Origin of the sequence: Anoxybacillus sp. P3H1B (genome assembly GCF_001560855.1) — a bacterium.
Lineage (GTDB): Bacteria > Bacillota > Bacilli > Bacillales > Anoxybacillaceae > Anoxybacteroides > Anoxybacteroides rupiense.
Window position 1 is genome coordinate 38,976 of record NZ_LPUG01000023.1, and the last position, 16,430, is coordinate 55,405.

General features: G+C 42.4%; 14 protein-coding genes. 11 read left to right on the forward strand and 3 right to left on the reverse strand.

What is annotated here, in order from left to right; translation table 11 throughout:
- Window positions 1-95: 95 nt before the first annotated feature.
- The 3 genes from AT864_RS13820 to AT864_RS13830 all read left to right on the forward strand — a co-directional run bounded on the left by AT864_RS13820 (window position 96) and on the right by AT864_RS13830 (window position 3,712).
- Complete coding sequence (locus AT864_RS13820; protein ID WP_044742478.1) at window positions 96-1,088, forward strand: zinc-dependent alcohol dehydrogenase family protein; 993 nt, start codon at window positions 96-98, stop codon at window positions 1,086-1,088.
- Between the two features lie 674 nt (window positions 1,089-1,762).
- On the forward strand, window positions 1,763-2,656 hold the full coding sequence (locus AT864_RS13825; RefSeq protein ID WP_066149840.1) for a DMT family transporter: 894 nt from the start codon (window positions 1,763-1,765) through the stop codon (window positions 2,654-2,656).
- Between the two features lie 189 nt (window positions 2,657-2,845).
- Window positions 2,846-3,712 (forward strand): oxidoreductase, encoded by an 867-nt coding sequence (locus AT864_RS13830; protein ID WP_066149843.1) that lies wholly within the window; start codon window positions 2,846-2,848, stop codon window positions 3,710-3,712.
- Window positions 3,713-3,781: 69 nt separating this feature from the next.
- On the opposite strand, the gene AT864_RS13835 is transcribed toward AT864_RS13830, so the two are convergent.
- Together AT864_RS13835 and AT864_RS13840 are read right to left on the reverse strand one after the other, a co-directional pair.
- Complete coding sequence (locus tag AT864_RS13835) at window positions 3,782-5,881, reverse strand: DNA topoisomerase III (protein WP_066149845.1); 2,100 nt, start codon at window positions 5,879-5,881, stop codon at window positions 3,782-3,784.
- Window positions 5,882-6,321: 440 nt separating this feature from the next.
- Entirely contained in the window at window positions 6,322-6,819 is a 498-nt protein-coding gene (locus AT864_RS13840; protein WP_044742474.1) for a YhcN/YlaJ family sporulation lipoprotein, read from the reverse strand.
- Window positions 6,820-7,279: 460 nt separating this feature from the next.
- On the opposite strand from AT864_RS13840, the gene AT864_RS13845 reads away from it, so the two are divergent.
- The 4 genes from AT864_RS13845 to AT864_RS13860 all read left to right on the forward strand — a co-directional run bounded on the left by AT864_RS13845 (window position 7,280) and on the right by AT864_RS13860 (window position 11,105).
- Window positions 7,280-7,900: a nitroreductase family protein gene (locus tag AT864_RS13845; RefSeq protein ID WP_066149847.1), complete on the forward strand. Its 621-nt coding sequence runs from the start codon at window positions 7,280-7,282 to the stop codon at window positions 7,898-7,900.
- A gap of 24 nt (window positions 7,901-7,924) precedes the next feature.
- Window positions 7,925-8,320, forward strand: a complete 396-nt coding sequence (locus tag AT864_RS13850) for a DoxX family protein (protein ID WP_066149850.1) — start codon at window positions 7,925-7,927, stop codon at window positions 8,318-8,320.
- A 159-nt stretch (window positions 8,321-8,479) separates the two neighbouring features.
- Window positions 8,480-9,535: an aromatic acid exporter family protein gene (locus AT864_RS13855; RefSeq protein ID WP_066149853.1), complete on the forward strand. Its 1,056-nt coding sequence runs from the start codon at window positions 8,480-8,482 to the stop codon at window positions 9,533-9,535.
- A 310-nt stretch (window positions 9,536-9,845) separates the two neighbouring features.
- Window positions 9,846-11,105: an MFS transporter gene (locus tag AT864_RS13860; RefSeq protein ID WP_066149856.1), complete on the forward strand. Its 1,260-nt coding sequence runs from the start codon at window positions 9,846-9,848 to the stop codon at window positions 11,103-11,105.
- A 315-nt stretch (window positions 11,106-11,420) separates the two neighbouring features.
- Here the strand turns inward: AT864_RS13860 and AT864_RS13865 are convergent, their stop codons facing one another.
- Window positions 11,421-12,653 (reverse strand): MFS transporter, encoded by a 1,233-nt coding sequence (locus tag AT864_RS13865; protein WP_066149858.1) that lies wholly within the window; start codon window positions 12,651-12,653, stop codon window positions 11,421-11,423.
- A gap of 717 nt (window positions 12,654-13,370) precedes the next feature.
- Between AT864_RS13865 and AT864_RS13870 the strand changes: the two genes are divergently transcribed.
- The 4 genes from AT864_RS13870 to AT864_RS13880 all read left to right on the forward strand — a co-directional run bounded on the left by AT864_RS13870 (window position 13,371) and on the right by AT864_RS13880 (window position 16,290).
- Window positions 13,371-14,432, forward strand: a complete 1,062-nt coding sequence (locus AT864_RS13870; protein WP_066149861.1) for a sorbosone dehydrogenase family protein — start codon at window positions 13,371-13,373, stop codon at window positions 14,430-14,432.
- A gap of 76 nt (window positions 14,433-14,508) precedes the next feature.
- Window positions 14,509-14,679 (forward strand): hypothetical protein, encoded by a 171-nt coding sequence (locus AT864_RS17980; protein WP_156450546.1) that lies wholly within the window; start codon window positions 14,509-14,511, stop codon window positions 14,677-14,679.
- A complete protein-coding gene (locus tag AT864_RS13875) occupies window positions 14,670-15,200 on the forward strand; it encodes a M15 family metallopeptidase (protein ID WP_066149864.1) in 531 nt (176 codons plus the stop codon). The genes AT864_RS17980 and AT864_RS13875 overlap by 10 nt, the downstream gene beginning before the upstream one ends.
- A gap of 73 nt (window positions 15,201-15,273) precedes the next feature.
- The gene (locus AT864_RS13880) at window positions 15,274-16,290 is read left to right on the forward strand and encodes a S66 peptidase family protein (protein ID WP_066149867.1); all 1,017 of its coding nucleotides are present in this window, start codon (window positions 15,274-15,276) and stop codon (window positions 16,288-16,290) included.
- Window positions 16,291-16,430 lie beyond the last annotated feature (140 nt).

The following is a 16,430-nucleotide window of genomic DNA, read 5'->3' on the forward strand; positions in this document are numbered from 1 at the left end:
GCCCCCAACTTTATAGATAGTCTTGAACAATTCTCTATTATATATATACTGAAAATAACGTCTGATTATTTCTACTAGAAAAAGGAGGGGAGCATTTGCAAGCAAGATGTATCCGGTTTGATGAATTCGGAAACCCTGAAAATGTATTGAAATTGGAAAATAAACCTATTCATCGACCTAAAAACGGAGAAGTGCTTGTTCGTATGAAAGCACGCCCGATCAATCCTTCTGATCTGCTGCCAATCCAAGGAGTTTACTCCCACCGCATTTCCTTACCTGCGATTCCCGGATATGAAGGAGTAGGAATTGTTGAAGATGTCGGCCCTTTGGTTTCACGAGATTGGGTTGGCAAGCGTGTCCTTCCTTTGCGGGGGGAAGGTACGTGGCAGGAGTTTGTCAAAACATCGGCGGAATTTGCGGTCGTAATCCCTCATTCTATCAATGATGTTACTGCTGCACAACTATATATCAACCCGGTTACCGCGTGGGTTATCTGCACCGAAGTATTAAAGCTGCGACCAAATGAGATTTTATTAGTCAATGCTTGCGGTTCCTCGATTGGCCGAATTTTTGCCCAGCTTTCAAAAATTCTCGGATTTCGCCTAATCGCCGTGACAAGAAACGATCATCACACAAAAGAACTGCTTGACCTTGGCGCTTCCTATGTGATTAATACATCAAATACCTTGTTATATCGGACTGTTATGGAACTTACGAATGGATTGGGTGCGACTGCGGCTGTTGATTCCATCGGCGGAGCGGACGGGACTGAGCTAGCCTTTTGCGTTCGTCCTGAAGGAGTGTTACTAACAATTGGCCTTTTATCAGGAACTCCTGTCAATTGGATGAAAGTGTCAGAAAAGGCGAAAGTTCATATAAAACTGTTTCATCTTCGCCACTGGAATCAACAAGTGTCTGTACAAGCTTGGCAAGAAACTTTTGACCATTTGCTCGAACTTATCCATGAAAAGAAGCTACAGTTGATGACGCCTGCTGCCTATTATTCATTAGGCGATATAAAGGAAGCGATCCGCGCGGTCGAAGCCACACCGTTTAACAAAGGAAAAATTTTTTTGACGAGTCCCTAAAAACGGCTTATGGAGTGTTTTTTACTTAAAACTCAATTTGGGGTGATTGCGAAAGAATCTCTCAAAAAATCCATATCATCAGCGGAAAAACGATGCTAGCAAGAACGTTATCAGCCTAGCTTCATATTCTGTTCTATGAATGAGACAACATTGTCTGGAAAAGATCCAAAAGAAGAAGTGAAAAGGAAGGAGATAAGTATTTTTCGCACATGATTCGTCCAAACGCTTGAATGATTGAAGGGCGTCTAGTATACATGGGGATCCGAAAGTTTTTGCGAGGCCGAATGGCTCCTTTTTCTAGATACGAGTGATTTGGAGAGAATACGGCACATCATCAAGCGATTTATTTTGCAAAAATGAAGCTGGAAAAGCGAACGATCAACGATCTTCAACATCTTCATGAAGGAACTATCTTTGTTGAAAAAGAAAACGAACAGGTTCATCGTTCTGAAAGATAGCAACAGGATAAATGGACCGCGTCTCCTTCAAGCGAAAAAATGAATCGTGTACGGAAAATTAGATTGTTTAAGATTTCAAAGTGATTATAATTGTATCTAGGATGCTATATGATTTTGCGATAACCCGTTCACCCAAAAAAAAGTAAAGATGGGGAAGAGGTTTTAAAGGATCGCAGCATTTCGTTTTAGATTTTAATGATTTGAGGTGCAAGCAATATGTGGAAAGGATATGTGCTCGTATTTTTATCAGCAACGGGATTTGCCTTCATTCCCATCTTTGCATTATATGCGTACGATAGCGGTGTAACAGTCACAACTTTGCTGTTTTTACGTTTTGCGTTTGCTGCACTTTTCTTTTTTATGTATTTACTTATCAAAGAAAAGCATTGGAAAGTGTCATGGTCCCATCTTTTTTATCTGTTTTTGCTAGGCGGCATTTGTTATACCATGCAATCTACTTTTTATTTTAATGCAGTGAAATACATCCCGTCCTCACTAGCGGCTTTATTGCTTTACTTAAATCCGATCTTTGTCGCTATTCTTTCATTTTTCATCAATAAAGAGAAACTAACCATGCGAATCATCACCGCGATAGGTATTTCTTTAATAGGGATGATAATGGTGTTAGGGGCTCCGGCGGGAGGGATTCAACCAGCCGGTGTAGGACTGGCGATCGGAGCAGCGGTGATTTATTCGATCTATATTATTACGGGTAGCAAAGTGACGGCACAAGTACAGCCGATTACGACTAGCGCCTATATTGCGTTATTTGCGGCGATGTCCTTTTTTATATGGGGCACATTGACGCAAACGCTTCATTTTCATTTTGATCATATCGGCTGGCTTCCCGTCATCGGAACCTCTTTCTTCTCTAGCATTCTCGCTATGCTTACATTTTTTGCCGGAATGAATATGATCGGGCCAACCAAAGCATCGATTCTAAGCATGATTGAGCCAGTCATTACGTTTCTCCTATCTATGGTATTTTTGCATGAAACAATGTCCATGATGCAAATCATTGGTGGGCTGATTGTACTAAGCGGCGCCATGTTAGTCGTAATGGCAAGAGAAAACAGGACCGAAAAGAAAGTAGCCTCCATCCGTTCATGATGGAGGTTTTTAACATGATCCGCCGAGAAGTCTGCCCCCTCAGGGAAGGAGGTTTATTTCTGCAACCATAACAAAAGTGAGGAAAGCAGGAATGACCGCTATCCTTATCCAATTGAATATAGGCACGTTTAACACATTAATCAGGAATATGACGGAAGAAGAAACAAAACGTCAGGAGGGGATGATTGTATGAATCAAAATTTACATAAATCTCCCGTTGCGTTTGTGACGGGGGCATCAAGCGGCTTTGGATTACGGACAAGCCTGGCGCTTGCTCGTGAAGGTTATCAGGTAGTGGCTTCGATGCGAAACGTTCAGAATAAAGGAGGACTAGAAACGGCCGCTCAAGAAGCTGGGGTCATCGATCGGTTAGAGGTTATTTCATTGGATGTCACCGACTTTTCCGCTGTGGAAATGGTCATTCAAGACGTAATCAACCGTTATGGACAGATTGATGTATTAGTAAACAACGCAGGCTTCGCCGCAGGCGGCTTTACAGAAGAGCTTGATATAGAGGAATGGCAGCAGCAATTCCAAACGAACTTTTTTGGACTAGTCGCTGTCACAAAGGCGGTGTTGCCATCGATGAGAGAGCGTCGAAATGGCAAGATCGTCAATATCAGCAGCATTAGCGGACGAATCGGGTTCCCTTCGATGGGCCCTTATGTAGCATCAAAATTTGCCGTAGAAGGGTTTAGCGAGTCGCTTCGTTTGGAAATGTTGCCATACGGAGTTTATGTCGTGTTAATCGAACCTGGCTCTTACAAAACGGATATTTGGTCAAAATCGCTAGGAAGAGTAACGATCTCTCCTCATTCCGCTTATGCCAAGGAGATGAACGCCGTTTTAAAATACGTCAATCGCGTTGCAGAGACGGCACCTCCTCCAGACGAAGTCATTCGAAAGATTGTCGAGGTAGCAAAGTCCCCAGCCCCAGATTTACGATATCCGGTTGGCAGAGGGGTGAAACTAGCGATAGCGCTGAAAAACCGACTTCCGTGGAAGTGGTGGGAGCGGATGGTCATCAAGCAGTTTCACAAAGAAAAAAGATCGTAAGGAGAGAGTGTCTAAAAAACTGGCGCCTCTTTCGTAAAAAGAAAAGAGGCGCCCGTTTCTAGTCTTATGTTAGCTTTCCTTTTTGTCTAATGCTTGTTTAAGCAATTCTCCTAAACTTGTGCCAAATACGTCGTTTTCCGCGCTATACTTTTTCAACAACGCCCGGTCTTGGCGGTTAATCGCTGTGCTTTTCTTTTCCTCGGCTTTTTCGACCATGTTGCAACGGCGGCATTGAAAATAAACGCCCGCTTTTCCTTCATGGATTTCCATTCGTTTTTGACATTGCGGGCAGCGCCGTTTCGACAGCCTCGCTTCCTTTTTATGCTTGCGATAGCGGCACTCCGTGTTAGAACAGATGAGCACTTTGCCTTCTTTCGTTGTCCGTTCCTTTAAAAACGAGCCACACTCTGGGCACATTGAGCCGGTCAAATTGTGCGCCCGGTAGGTTTGCTTGCTTTGTTTAATCTCAGAGACAAGCTGTTCTGTTTGCCGGCGGATGTTTTGCAAAAAGGCTTTCGCATTTCCTTTTCCGCGAGCGATGGCTTCCAGCTCCCGTTCCCAGCGCGCTGTTAGTTCAGGTGATCTCAGCTCTTGATTAACGAGTTCGATTAGCTGTTTTCCTTTTTTTGTCGGATATAAGCGGCTATTTTTTCGTTCCACTGCCTCCGTTTCGAGAAGGCGCTCAATAATATCGGCTCTTGTGGCAGGTGTACCAAGGCCGTATTTTTCCATGTGTGATAAAATATCAGCTTCTGAATAACGAAGGGGCGGCTCTGTAAGTGCTTCTTTAAGTTCTAGCTCATTCAATGTCAACACTTGTCCTTTTCTTATGATCGGCAAATGTGGCCGGGATGGCTCATTGTCGCTTTTTCCTAGCACTTTGCGAAAACCGATATCCACGATTGCTGTTTCGCGAGCCACTAGCTGCTCGCCTCCGGCATCAAAAACAACATGAATCGTTTCATATTCATAAGCAGGATAAAATAGCGCCAAAAAACGGCGAGCAATTAAATCATATAGTTTTCGCTCTTCGTCAGAGAGCTTCATCAGATGGAGCGGCTCTTCCGTTGGAATAATAGCATGATGGTCCGTTACTTTTTCTTGATTAAACACCCGTCTGGCGATGACCTTGCTTTTTTTGGCCAGAAGCGCACCAACTTCTTCCTTATAGCTTCCTGCCATCGCTTTCAGCCGCTCAAGCATCGTTGCTTCCATATCTGGTGTTAAATAGCGGGAGTCTGTACGCGGATAGGTGACAAGCTTATGATGCTCATAGAGCCGCTGCAAGATATTTAATGTTTTCTTTGCGGAAAATCCAAACCGTTTGTTGGCCTCGCGCTGCAGCTCAGTTAAATCATAGGGAAGCGGCTGTGGTTCTGTTTTTTTCTTTCGTTCTATAGAAATAACGGATGCTTGGTGTATTTGCAGCTTTTGATATAGCTGATGGGCCGCTTCTTTTGAAAAAATTCGCTTTTCGCCATTCTTCTCCCAAACCGCTGAAAACGGGCCGATGCGGGCATGAATGGTCCAATACGGCTTAGGGACAAAGTGTTGAATTTCTTTTTCACGCTCTATAATCATGGCGAGCGTCGGGGTTTGAACGCGTCCGGCCGACAGAGGTTCATTATACTTTGTCGTTAACGCTCTTGTGACATTTAAACCGATCAACCAATCCGCTTCTGCGCGACAAACAGCCGATTGATATAAAGAGTCAAATTGTGCTCCTGGTTTTAGCTGTTTGAATCCATCTCTAATCGCTTTGTCTGTTTGCGAAGAAATCCATAAGCGCCAGAGCGGCTTTTGCCACTGGATTTTTTGCAAAATCCATCTGGCGACAAGTTCGCCTTCGCGTCCTGCATCTGTAGCAATGATGCAATCCTTAATATCTGGGCGGTTAGCCAAATGGGCAATCGCCCTAAATTGCGGACTTGTTTGTTTAATAATAGTTAATCCCATTTTCTGTGGAATAATCGGCAAATCCTCGAGTCTCCATGTTTTATATTTCGGATCGTAATGCTCCGGCATTTTTAATTCAATTAAATGGCCAAGCGCCCATGTGACAATATATTTGCTTCCTTCAAAGTAGTGCTTATGAGGCTGTTTGCAGCCAAGCACACGGGCAATTTCACGGGCGACGCTCGGCTTTTCAGCAAGAACGAGAGATTTCAATGCTATTCTCCTTTCCATCCATCAACAGATTACTTGATTAAGTATAACGGAAAGAACACCGTTTTGCATCTTAGAGGAGAAAGGGAATTAAGTTTTTATGTTGAAAATGACTATCAGACAGAAGAAAATGGTTTCTATTTTTTGTAATGAAGGATGTATCGTAACCTGAATCACGGTATAATGAGGCTGGTTTTCCTTTTTATGTTTATGTAGAACCTAAAATTCGCCCTTGTTTCAGTCTGCCAGGAGGGATGTTAAGCATACGAACCATTTTGCATAAAAGCATCATTCGAAGATCGATTAGAAAAAGAAAAAACGGACTAAAGTTAAACAAGGAAAAAGCTCAATCAGCCAAATAAGACTCAGACTGATTGAGCTTTCTTACTATGATCGATTATTCTTGTGCTACTTTTTCCATTTAATCTTGACTGCTCGTTTGATTAGCGCGCTGTTGGAAAGACGCGTCTGACCATTTCGCTAAATTCCTCGAAAAGTCCGGAGACGGGTCTCCCTTGCTGCAATTTTTGTGAATAATCAGCCATGCGTTCGACAAAATCAGGATTTGTTGAAACAAACACATTATCGATTTTTGGATCTGTCTGTTTCACTGTATTCGCAATTTTTCGCTCAACATCCTTTGTCATTTTGCCTTTTAGATGATTGCTGAGTATAACCGCGACATACGCTGTACGATTAGCGACAATCACATTTGCATCGCTTACTTCTTTCAAGTCCGCAACGCGGTCAGCTGCTGTTTGGGCGACTTCCATTCTTGTTTCTTGATTCGTCGGACGGTTGCGGTCAGGCGGATTATACCGGACATTTTGCACACGGTTATCGTTATTTCTTGCTTCATTGTCATAATTATTAGCGGCACATCCAAACAAAAGTGGAATGGCAAGTGCCAAGGTCATGATTAGCTTTGCATATTTCAGCATGATTAGATCATCTCCTTTCAAGAAAAATCATCTCTGTTGTTAATGTGTCTCCATTTCCCTTTTTTATACGGTTAATCCGAAAAAATAAGCGCCGACTGTTCATGTATGTGAAGGAAGATAGAATGAATCATCTGTCGATGAACAATTAAAGATGTAAAAACTAAAGTGTTAAGTTTCATCACGATATAAAAAAAATTGACAAAATGAAAAAAAGCGTAGTATATTTATCTTGAATTAAAAATAAATTAATTCGAGATATTTCAAAAATCTTTAAGAGCATTCAATATGGATTTGGTTTTAGGACTTGCCTGTCACACATAATTTATAGAAAGAAAAAAGATCTTAGCACAGTACCGGCAGATCCTCCTATAAGCCAGCCGTTTTGTGAGGTGAAGGGCAAGTAAGAAAGTGTCTCGAATTAACAATATTTGAATTAAGTATAAAAACTGGAGGAATCGAAATGGAACCTTTCACACAATTAGTCAAAGAACGTCGTTCCGCTCATAATTTTCTTGAAAATCATCCGATTAGCGAAAAAGAGCTAAATGAGATCTTCGAGTTAGTAAAGCTTGCGCCATCAGCTTTTAATCTACAGCATACTCGCTATTTGGTGGTTCTTCATCCTGACTTAAAAGAGAAAGTAAAAAAAGCTGCTTACGGACAACACAAAGTGTCGACAGCGTCTGCCGTCATTGTAGTCTTAGGAGACAAAAAGGCTTATCGAGAAGCAGCTCACATTTATGAAGGGCTTTTAGCACTGGGAATTTTAAATAAGCATGAATTCGAGCAAATGGTAGGGGATACCGTTTCTTTTTATGAAAACAGGGGCGAAGTCTTTCAGCGGGATGAAGCGATTCGAAACGCATCGTTATCAGCCATGCTGTTTATGCTCGCTGCTAAGAGCAAAGGATGGGACACTTGCCCAATGATCGGCTTTGATCCTAACGAACTGAAGCAAACGTTAAATATTTCAGATCCATATGAGCCTGTGCTGATGATTACAGTAGGGAAAGAAAAAATTCAAAGCAGAAGGCCAAGAGGATACCGTAAACCGGTATCTGAATTTGTTAAATATTTATAAAACATCTTAGGGAGGGACAGAAAAATGATGGATGTAGGTTTATTGATTATTCGATTGGTGGTTGGTTTAACATTTATGGGACATGGTGCACAAAAATTATTTGGATGGTTTGGCGGTTATGGGATCAAGGGAACAGGAAGCTGGTTTGAGTCCATAGGCATGAAACCGGGGGTGACGATGGCCTTGTTGGCTGGATTAGCCGAGTTTATTGGCGGAGCTTTATTTGCTGTCGGCTTATTCACTTGGATCGCAGGATTGCTTCTCGCGCTTACGATGCTTGTGGCCATTGTGAAAGTCCATCAAGCGAACGGCTTTTGGGTTACACAAAATGGTTTTGAATACAATTTCGTTCTGCTCGCTGTCGCGATAGGAGTTGCCTTAATTGGACCTGGACAGTACGCAATGGATGCCCTTTTCTAAACAATAAACTTCTTATTGGGATTGAAGGAAAGCAGCCTTCAATCCTTTTTTACGGTTTAGGGGATCTAAAATCGTTTAGTTGTCATAATTTATTCGTTCCCGTTCATAATAACGATACAAATCGAAAGCAAGGAAGCCAGTTGAGATAAGGGGATTGTTATGAAAAACAACAAAAGCAGACAACAGCGCGATCTAATAAAAGGAATCATGCTTATCGTCAAAATTGCATTGGCAGCTGGCGTATCATGGGAGGTAGCGAAGCTGCTGGGCTCCAAACATCCTTACTTAGCACCGTTAACCGTCATTCTTTCTATGCAGGAAACCGTTTGGCATTCAGCTGCCTATGCTTTTTACAGAATGATTGGCACTGTTTTTGGCGTGGCTGTGACGGTCTTTATTGTCAGTCGTTTGGAGGTAAGTGGATGGACGATTGGCTGCTTGTTGCTTGGAGGGATGCTGCTTCCCGTCATACTAAGAGTACATAAAACCATCATTCATCAAGTGGCCTTGACCATTTTGTTAGTGTTTGTCTTTGCTCATCAAACAGCCAGTTATGCCTCGGATCGGGTGAGAGATACCATCGTCGGAGCATTTACCGCTATTTTCATTCACATGTTGCTTTTTCCACCGAGCTATATGAAAGAAGCCGGACAAACCTTAAATCAATTTGGTTTTCATCTTATCCAGCTATTTAAGAGAAGTGCTGATTGGGTCCATGGTCACTGTGATCCTCTTGAGGGACAAGCGTTAAAAAAAGATGTAGCCGACCTGCTGCAGGAGCTGCATCAAGTGCAGAAGGATTTACAAAAAGCAGAGAAAAGCCTTAAATTAAACATTTTCTCAAAAAATAAACAGCAGTCATTAAAGCAATATAAGCACATCCTTTCGCTATTGACAACAGGCTATCTGTATATTTCCAACATTCTTCCTCCGTTCCACGACTGGACCAAAATGGGAACGATGTCAGCAGATGAACGAGAGCAATGGACCATGCAATTAAAAATGCTGGGGGAATACATGGGAAATCAGCTCCATCAAGCAATGGAGAAGCAAAATCATTCAGGAGCTTCCGGGCGGATGCCTGACTTGCTTGACTTATCTGCGCTTTCCCTACAAATTAGTGTTCCGTCAGAGTTAAAATGGTACCGATATCCATTAAGTCTGTATCAGCAAACCGCCCAATTCATTCAAGAATTAAAAATGACACGGCAATAACGGAGGAGAAGTAAGCCTTCTCCTTTTTCTTTGCCATGCAAAGCCAATCAATTAGTAAGCTTGATATCGCATCTATACATATAAAGAGGAAAATTTTTATTGGTAAGGCTTGCTTGAACCAATAAATTAGATTAATATCTAATTAGATGTATATCGAATTAAAGAGAAAGATAATAACGCTTCCGCATTTTCATCAGATGATGGAAAAATCAATTAGTAAAAAAATGATGAGCAAACAACGACGATATCCATCATTTATTATTTTTTGCTCATCTAATTAGATATATATCAAATTAGAGAGGGGAATTGGATGGGAAGCATAGCTCATCTTTTGCAACAAGAAAAGCATTATCTGCGGCTATTTGGAGCGGGAATTGTGAATGGAATCGGCGATCGCTTTAGTCAAGTGGCGCTGTTATCGTTACTTTTAGAATTAACGGGCTCCGGGTGGGCTGTTGGTGCTGTTTTAGCCATTCGTGTTTTTCCTTTTTTATTATTCGGTCCTTTAGGAGGAAAGCTGGCCGATCAGTTTTCACGAAAAAACATCCTAATTATAACCGATCTATCTAGAATCATTTTTGCGATTTCGTTGGCATTTGCCAATAGCGCAGATGATATTTGGCTGATTTACATTAGTACGTTTATGCTAGCCGCAGGAGAATCCATTTACGCTCCTGCGCGAAAATCGTGGATTCCGTTGCTTGTCAAAAAAGATCATATCATCAAAATTAACAGTTTAGAGCAAGTTATGCTTGGCATTGTTTTAATCGGAGGATCATTGTCCGGGGGAATCGTGGCTTTTTATTTTGGAACGGATTTGACATTTTGGCTGAACGGGCTTTCATTTTTGCTTGCGGCTTTTATGATCGCTTCCATTCCATTCGTCCATCGAAAGAGAGAGCCAGATAAAGAAAAAAGAACAGGCATCTTTCACTCGATCCAAACAATCAAAAAGTTAGTAATAGCTTCTGCCGCTTTGTATATTGTCTGCTTGTTTGAACTGATTGTGCCGCTGTTTAATGGCATTGATAATGTTCTCATTAGCATCTATGCCATTCAAGAGTTTCATCTTGGCGATATAGGAGTCGGTCTGTTTTACGGGGCTCTTGGAGTGGGATTAATGTTAAGCTTTATGATTTCCCAGCGAATCACTCAGCATCTTTTATTCATTGGGCTGGCGGCACTTATAATAGAAGGGATAGGTCTTATGGTTTTAAGCCACGTCTACTTAGCATGGATCGCTTGTCTGCTTTATATTTTCATCTCTTTTGCATCTGGTATTTGCAATACATGTATGGATTCCATCGTTATGCAAGAAACACCTGTTGGCCAGCAAGGCTTCGTATTTGGATGGCTGGTAACCGTGTCAAACACCTTCATCGGAATATCCATGTTCACAGCTGGAATCATATTAGAAGCCGTGAGTAATCGAATGCTTGGTTTATTGGGAGGAATCGGCTTTGTGCTAACAGGGCTATTTCTTGCTATGGTATATTGGACTAAACAAAAGAAACGAATGATGAGAAAAGAATCATTTGATACGAATAGTCGAGGAGAAGATACGCGATGAACAAGCGATTGGTTGGTGCGGATATTTACCATGAAGGATTTGTATAATATATTTTCACGGTTCACGGCCGCATTGGCATGGTGACAGGGAAAATGCCACTTCTTATCAATTGAGGTTGATTTTTAACACATCTACCGAGAAGCTCCCCCTCTAAACGGAATGAAGGCAGGAGAGGTTCATAATGCTAATGAATAAAAGTTTCTGTTTTTAAAGGAGGCAAAAAAGCTGTTGAACGTATGACTTGATTCATACGCTCAAACAGCTTTTTGTTTCAGGCTGCCTCATGCCGCCCAAACGGCTGGGCTTTGTGAGCTGTCATGATTTAGCTTTAGCAGGATGAAGCATTCGAAACATCGGAAGCATGATGATCATCCCAATGAAAAACAGCGCGGCGGAAATCTGATAAATAAGAAATAGAGATAGCTGTTCCTTCAAGAGACCAGACAAGCTCATTGTAATGACCATCGCTCCCATGAACATCGGTGTCAATATGCCGTTGACACGGCCTACGAACGCTGCATCCGTTTGATTCATAATAATGGTGTTCATGCCGATATGAAAAGCTGGCATAAACAAACCAATAGAAAACTCTGCCAATAGAGTGAGCCAAAACAGAGTGGACCAGCCGATCACAAAAATCCCTATGGCCATACTGCCCATTCCCATCATGAGTAAAATATGCGGCGCCACTCGATGGGAAAATGCCATAGCTAAACCTCCACCGATCATCATAGCGGCCCCGTGTGCGGCGAACAGCCATTGCAAATAGCTTTCTTCCATCCCAAGCCGCTCAGTCACAAGAAAGATAGACAAAGGCTGGATTAATCCCATCCCGAATCCAGCGGCAATAAATCCTCCGCCAAGAATCACAAGCACTTTACGCGACCATACATAGCGAAAGCCTTGCTTCATTTCATTCCAAAGGGGGACAGAAGAATCAGCTTTTTCGATTCGATCCGGCGGCAGCAGGGTTAGCACAAGAGCAGAGAATAAAAAAGCGAGACCGACGATCGCCATGGAAATATAAATTCCAAATTGTTGAAATACAAATGTTCCTAATACAGGGCCAATCACAACAAAGACGGCCATCATGGTTTGGAATAGCGACATGCCTGCTTGCATCTGTGCTTCGTGAACGTGCACTTTAAATAATTTCATTCCCGAAGGCTGAGAAAACTGCGATAAAATGGCAGAAACAAAGGTTGCGAGAAACACTGCTTTCCATGTGCTAAATAAAAGTGCAAGAAGGATGGCAAAAATTGATAGGGCACTTAAGAGATCACACCAGATCATCGTGCGTTTAGGCCGCCAGCGGTCGGCAAACGTTCCGCCGATAAATGAAAAGATAAAAATGGGTGCAAATTCAGCCACTGAAATAAGTGAAATAGCAAGTGCGTTGCCATTCGTTTTTTCGGTAACAAACAATAAAATCGCAAAGTTGCGAATCCAAATGCCGATTTGGATAAGCACTCCTGCTGTCATAATCGTTTGAATAAAGCGATTACGCAATAGCGAAGCCATAGATGGATTTGTATGTGTTACGGACATAACATAACCTCTCTACTTGTATTTATTTTCAAACTGTTAAGGCTTTGCAAGATTTAGCTGCCATGACACTCCAACTGTTGGCTGAATGGAGATGGAGCAAGCAGCATGAGAATTTTTCTTCCCTGTGCCACTGTTCAAATGTTTGCTTGCTTAAAAATATGGCCGGCGTAAACGAGTGAGGATGGCTGCTGTTAATCGCATCATCGGCTTGTTCCTTTAAGAGGAATGCCGCATATCAAACCGCCCCATTTTCATGATGAAAAAACATGCTTGATTTCTATTGGTTTGAACCCTTTTCCAATTCTCTCCTTTATCAAACGTGTAAAAACAATAGGAGAAAATATACGAATATACGTTCTGTATCTCTATTATCAATCATCAGTGGCCATTTGTCAACTAAATAATCAATTTTTGAATTGATAGAAAAAGGGGGATTAAAAAGCGAAAACATCCGCCAAAAGGGATTTTCATATTTTTGCCGAATGAAAAATAGAAAACAAACTTCTCTAAATAAATACTATATGACTCTCCACATCACATAAAAGAGAAAAAGTCGTTCAATAACATTTTTGTCCCTCCTTTTGCTGTATCAACTGTCCGTGGGTAAAAAATGGATCGTGATAAAAATAAGCGACATGATGAAGTGATGATGATCAACATAGCGACGAAGGAAGATTGACAAAAACGAAAACTATTGAATGATGGGGGAGAAAGCGAATGAAGAAACGCTTAGCAAGCATCACCTGTATCATGATTTTTCTAGCAAGTTGTTCAAATCAATCGGAAGATAACGAGCAAAATGACTCCCATCCTGTTGAACACGAAAGCATCATTGCGCAAGATTTAAGCGCGCCATGGGCGATAGAATGGGACGGCACCTCCTTTTATATTTCAGAACGGACAGGTTCCATTGTCAAAATAACAGGCAAGCAGAAGGTAAGGCAAAATCTTCAATTGGATAAAAGGCTTGCGACGGCAGCTGAAGCAGGAGTATTAGGTTTTGCCCTCCACCCAGAGAAAAAGAACTATGCTTTTTTATATTACACATACGAGGATGAACACGGACAATTTAATCGAGTAGTAGAACTGCGTGAAAGGAGTGACGGATGGACAGAAGAGCGAGTGTTGTTAGATCGCATCCCAAGCGGCAATTTTCACCATGGCGGTAGAATCAAAATCGGACCAGATCGCAAGTTATATATTGCCACTGGAGATGCAACCGATCCAATGCTGGCGCAGGATTTATCGTCAATTGGAGGAAAAATTCTGCGGATGAATTTGGATGGGACGATACCAAGAGACAATCCTTTTTCTGACTCATTTGTTTATAGCTATGGGCATCGCAACCCCCAAGGTCTGGTTTGGGATGAGAACGGTCAGCTGTATAGCTCTGAACATGGCTCCAGCGCGCATGATGAGATCAATACGATCCAACCTGGGGGCAACTATGGCTGGCCTTTTATTCAGGGAGACGAGAAACAGGAAGGAATGATCAAGCCGTTATTCCATTCTGGCGGTCATACTTGGGCGCCATCTGGACTCGCTTATAACCGTGGAGTTTTATACGCTGCCCAACTGCGTGGCGAAGGAGTTTTGGCGTTCAATCTTGAAACGAAAACATATAAGCAAATCGTGAATCATGTGGGCCGGGTACGTGATGTGTTTATATGGAAGGATGATTTATATTTTGTCACGAATAACACGGACGGCAGGGGGGTTCCCGGTCATCACGATGATAAGTTCATCCGGATTCCGTTAGCGAAGAGTTTTTCACACTAGCCTAAAAGAAGCTTTCTGCGTTGCTTTATAAAAACATGTCGAGGTTTACGGAAATCGAGAAAAAGGAGAGAGGTTTGTGAAAGAAACGAAAACGATTTTAATGAGCGATTCCCTTGTTTTCTCTATGCCTGTTGAGCCATCACAAGAACCATTTGTTGACCTTGCTTACTTTGATCCAGATATTGCAGTAGATCCGGTTTTTGCAAACAGAAGCGATTACTTTTCGTTTGTGTCCGCCTGTCGATAGCCAAGAAGCTTTCTATAGCCAAAGCCTTGCTTCCAAAGGGCCTGCGCTTTTTGGTTAAAGAAGGATACAGACCTTTGCATATTCAGCAGCGTGCTTTTGATCGTGCTTTGCAACGGGCAAAGCTCCAGTTTCCAAACAAAAATTCAGCTGATCTTATAGCAGAGGCATCTAAATATGTGGCTCCGCCAAATATAGCTCCTCACCCAACAGGAGGAGCCATCAATTTAACTTTGGTTGATGTGAACGGCAGCGAGTTGGACTTTGGTACACCGTATGATGCTATACCGCAAGAGACAGACAACGCCACTTTTTTTGACGCAGCCAATATTAGCGAAGAAGCTCGAAAAAACCGGCAAATCCTCGCTCATGCTCTTCAATCTGTCGGTTTTGTGAATGATTTTACAGAATGGTGGCATTGGTCGTACGGTGACCGGTATTGGGCGGTGATGACTCAAGCCAACCAAGCCCTTTATCCCGCTGTTTTCGAACAAGAACGGATCGGTTTATATAAACATTCATAAATCAATAGCGGTGTCGTTATCCAAAGACTAAACTGCAAAATTTGAATGGTTAGACAGAACAGGAGAGAGGCGAATGATCGAATATCCATTTTTACGAAAAGGAGCAACAATTGGTATCACCGCACCTTCCTCAGGCGTCAAGCCCGCTTTGCATCCGATGCTTCGAGGGGCTTGCGAACGCATAGAGAAAAAAGGGTATAAAGTCGTTTGCGGTGAAACGGTTTGGACGCAAGAAAAAGCCAAATCGGCTCATGCAAAAAAGAGAGCGAACGAATGGATGGACATGATGCAAAATGAAAAGATTGATTTGATCATCCCGCCTTGGGGAGGGGAGCTATCAATTGAGATTCTCGAAGAACTCGATTTTGCAAATATTAACAAAAAATGGATTTTAGGGTATTCTGATACAAGCGTTCTGCTATTAGCGATTACGCTAAACACCGGAATCGCCACTGCTCACGGAACGAACTTTGTAGATATTAGAGGTGAATATGTTGATGAGACAACAGCCATGTGGGAGACGGTTTTGTCGACGCAGCCAGGTGCAGCTGTGATTCAATATTCTTCGCGAAAATATCAAAAGGAGTGGCAGCATGACAACCCATCTCCATGCGTGTTCCATCTTACAGAAGAGACATATTGGAAAACCATTACAAATAGACCTGTCAACCTGCAAGGCCGATTGCTCGGTGGCTGCATTGATGTCATTCGGCATTTGATTGGCACACCTTATGGCCGTGTCCGTGATTTTCGTCAAACCCATCTCAACGGCGAGCCTATCATTTGGTATTTAGAAAACTGCGAGCTTTCCACTACAGATTTGCGGCGTTCTCTTGTGCAAATGAAATTGGCGGGCTGGTTTGATCATTGTTCGGGAATTTTGTTTGGGCGCAGCGCTGCCAATAAACCGATTGATGGCTATACAGCAGAAGATGTGTATCAAGATTTGGCGCAAGAGCTGCAAATTCCCATTGTGTACGATATCGACTGCGGACACGTTCCGCCGCAAATCACTTTTATTAACGGAGCGTTGGCTGAAGTCAAAGTGAACAACGGAAAAGGGATCGTTATCCAACATTTCAAACCGTAAATGTAAGCAAAAGAGACATGAACATCGCTCCTAAATTCAGGAGGGTTCATGTCTTTCAAAACGGTTGCTCTGATGGACAGCTATTGTTCAGCAAACAGGATGAAAGAAGCTCTAAATGTGGCGATAGGAGCCCATCGAAC

Coding starts and splice junctions, on each gene's coding strand:
- AT864_RS13880 (WP_066149867.1), top strand. CDS start 15,274: ATGATCGAATATCCATTTTTACGAAAAGGAGCAACAATTGGTATCACC.
- AT864_RS13855 (WP_066149853.1), top strand. CDS start 8,480: ATGAAAAACAACAAAAGCAGACAACAGCGCGATCTAATAAAAGGAATC.
- AT864_RS13865 (WP_066149858.1), bottom strand. CDS start 12,653: ATGTCCGTAACACATACAAATCCATCTATGGCTTCGCTATTGCGTAAT.
- AT864_RS13845 (WP_066149847.1), top strand. CDS start 7,280: ATGGAACCTTTCACACAATTAGTCAAAGAACGTCGTTCCGCTCATAAT.
- AT864_RS13870 (WP_066149861.1), top strand. CDS start 13,371: ATGAAGAAACGCTTAGCAAGCATCACCTGTATCATGATTTTTCTAGCA.
- AT864_RS13825 (WP_066149840.1), top strand. CDS start 1,763: ATGTGGAAAGGATATGTGCTCGTATTTTTATCAGCAACGGGATTTGCC.
- AT864_RS13830 (WP_066149843.1), top strand. CDS start 2,846: ATGAATCAAAATTTACATAAATCTCCCGTTGCGTTTGTGACGGGGGCA.
- AT864_RS13840 (WP_044742474.1), bottom strand. CDS start 6,819: ATGCTGAAATATGCAAAGCTAATCATGACCTTGGCACTTGCCATTCCA.
- AT864_RS13860 (WP_066149856.1), top strand. CDS start 9,846: ATGGGAAGCATAGCTCATCTTTTGCAACAAGAAAAGCATTATCTGCGG.
- AT864_RS13850 (WP_066149850.1), top strand. CDS start 7,925: ATGATGGATGTAGGTTTATTGATTATTCGATTGGTGGTTGGTTTAACA.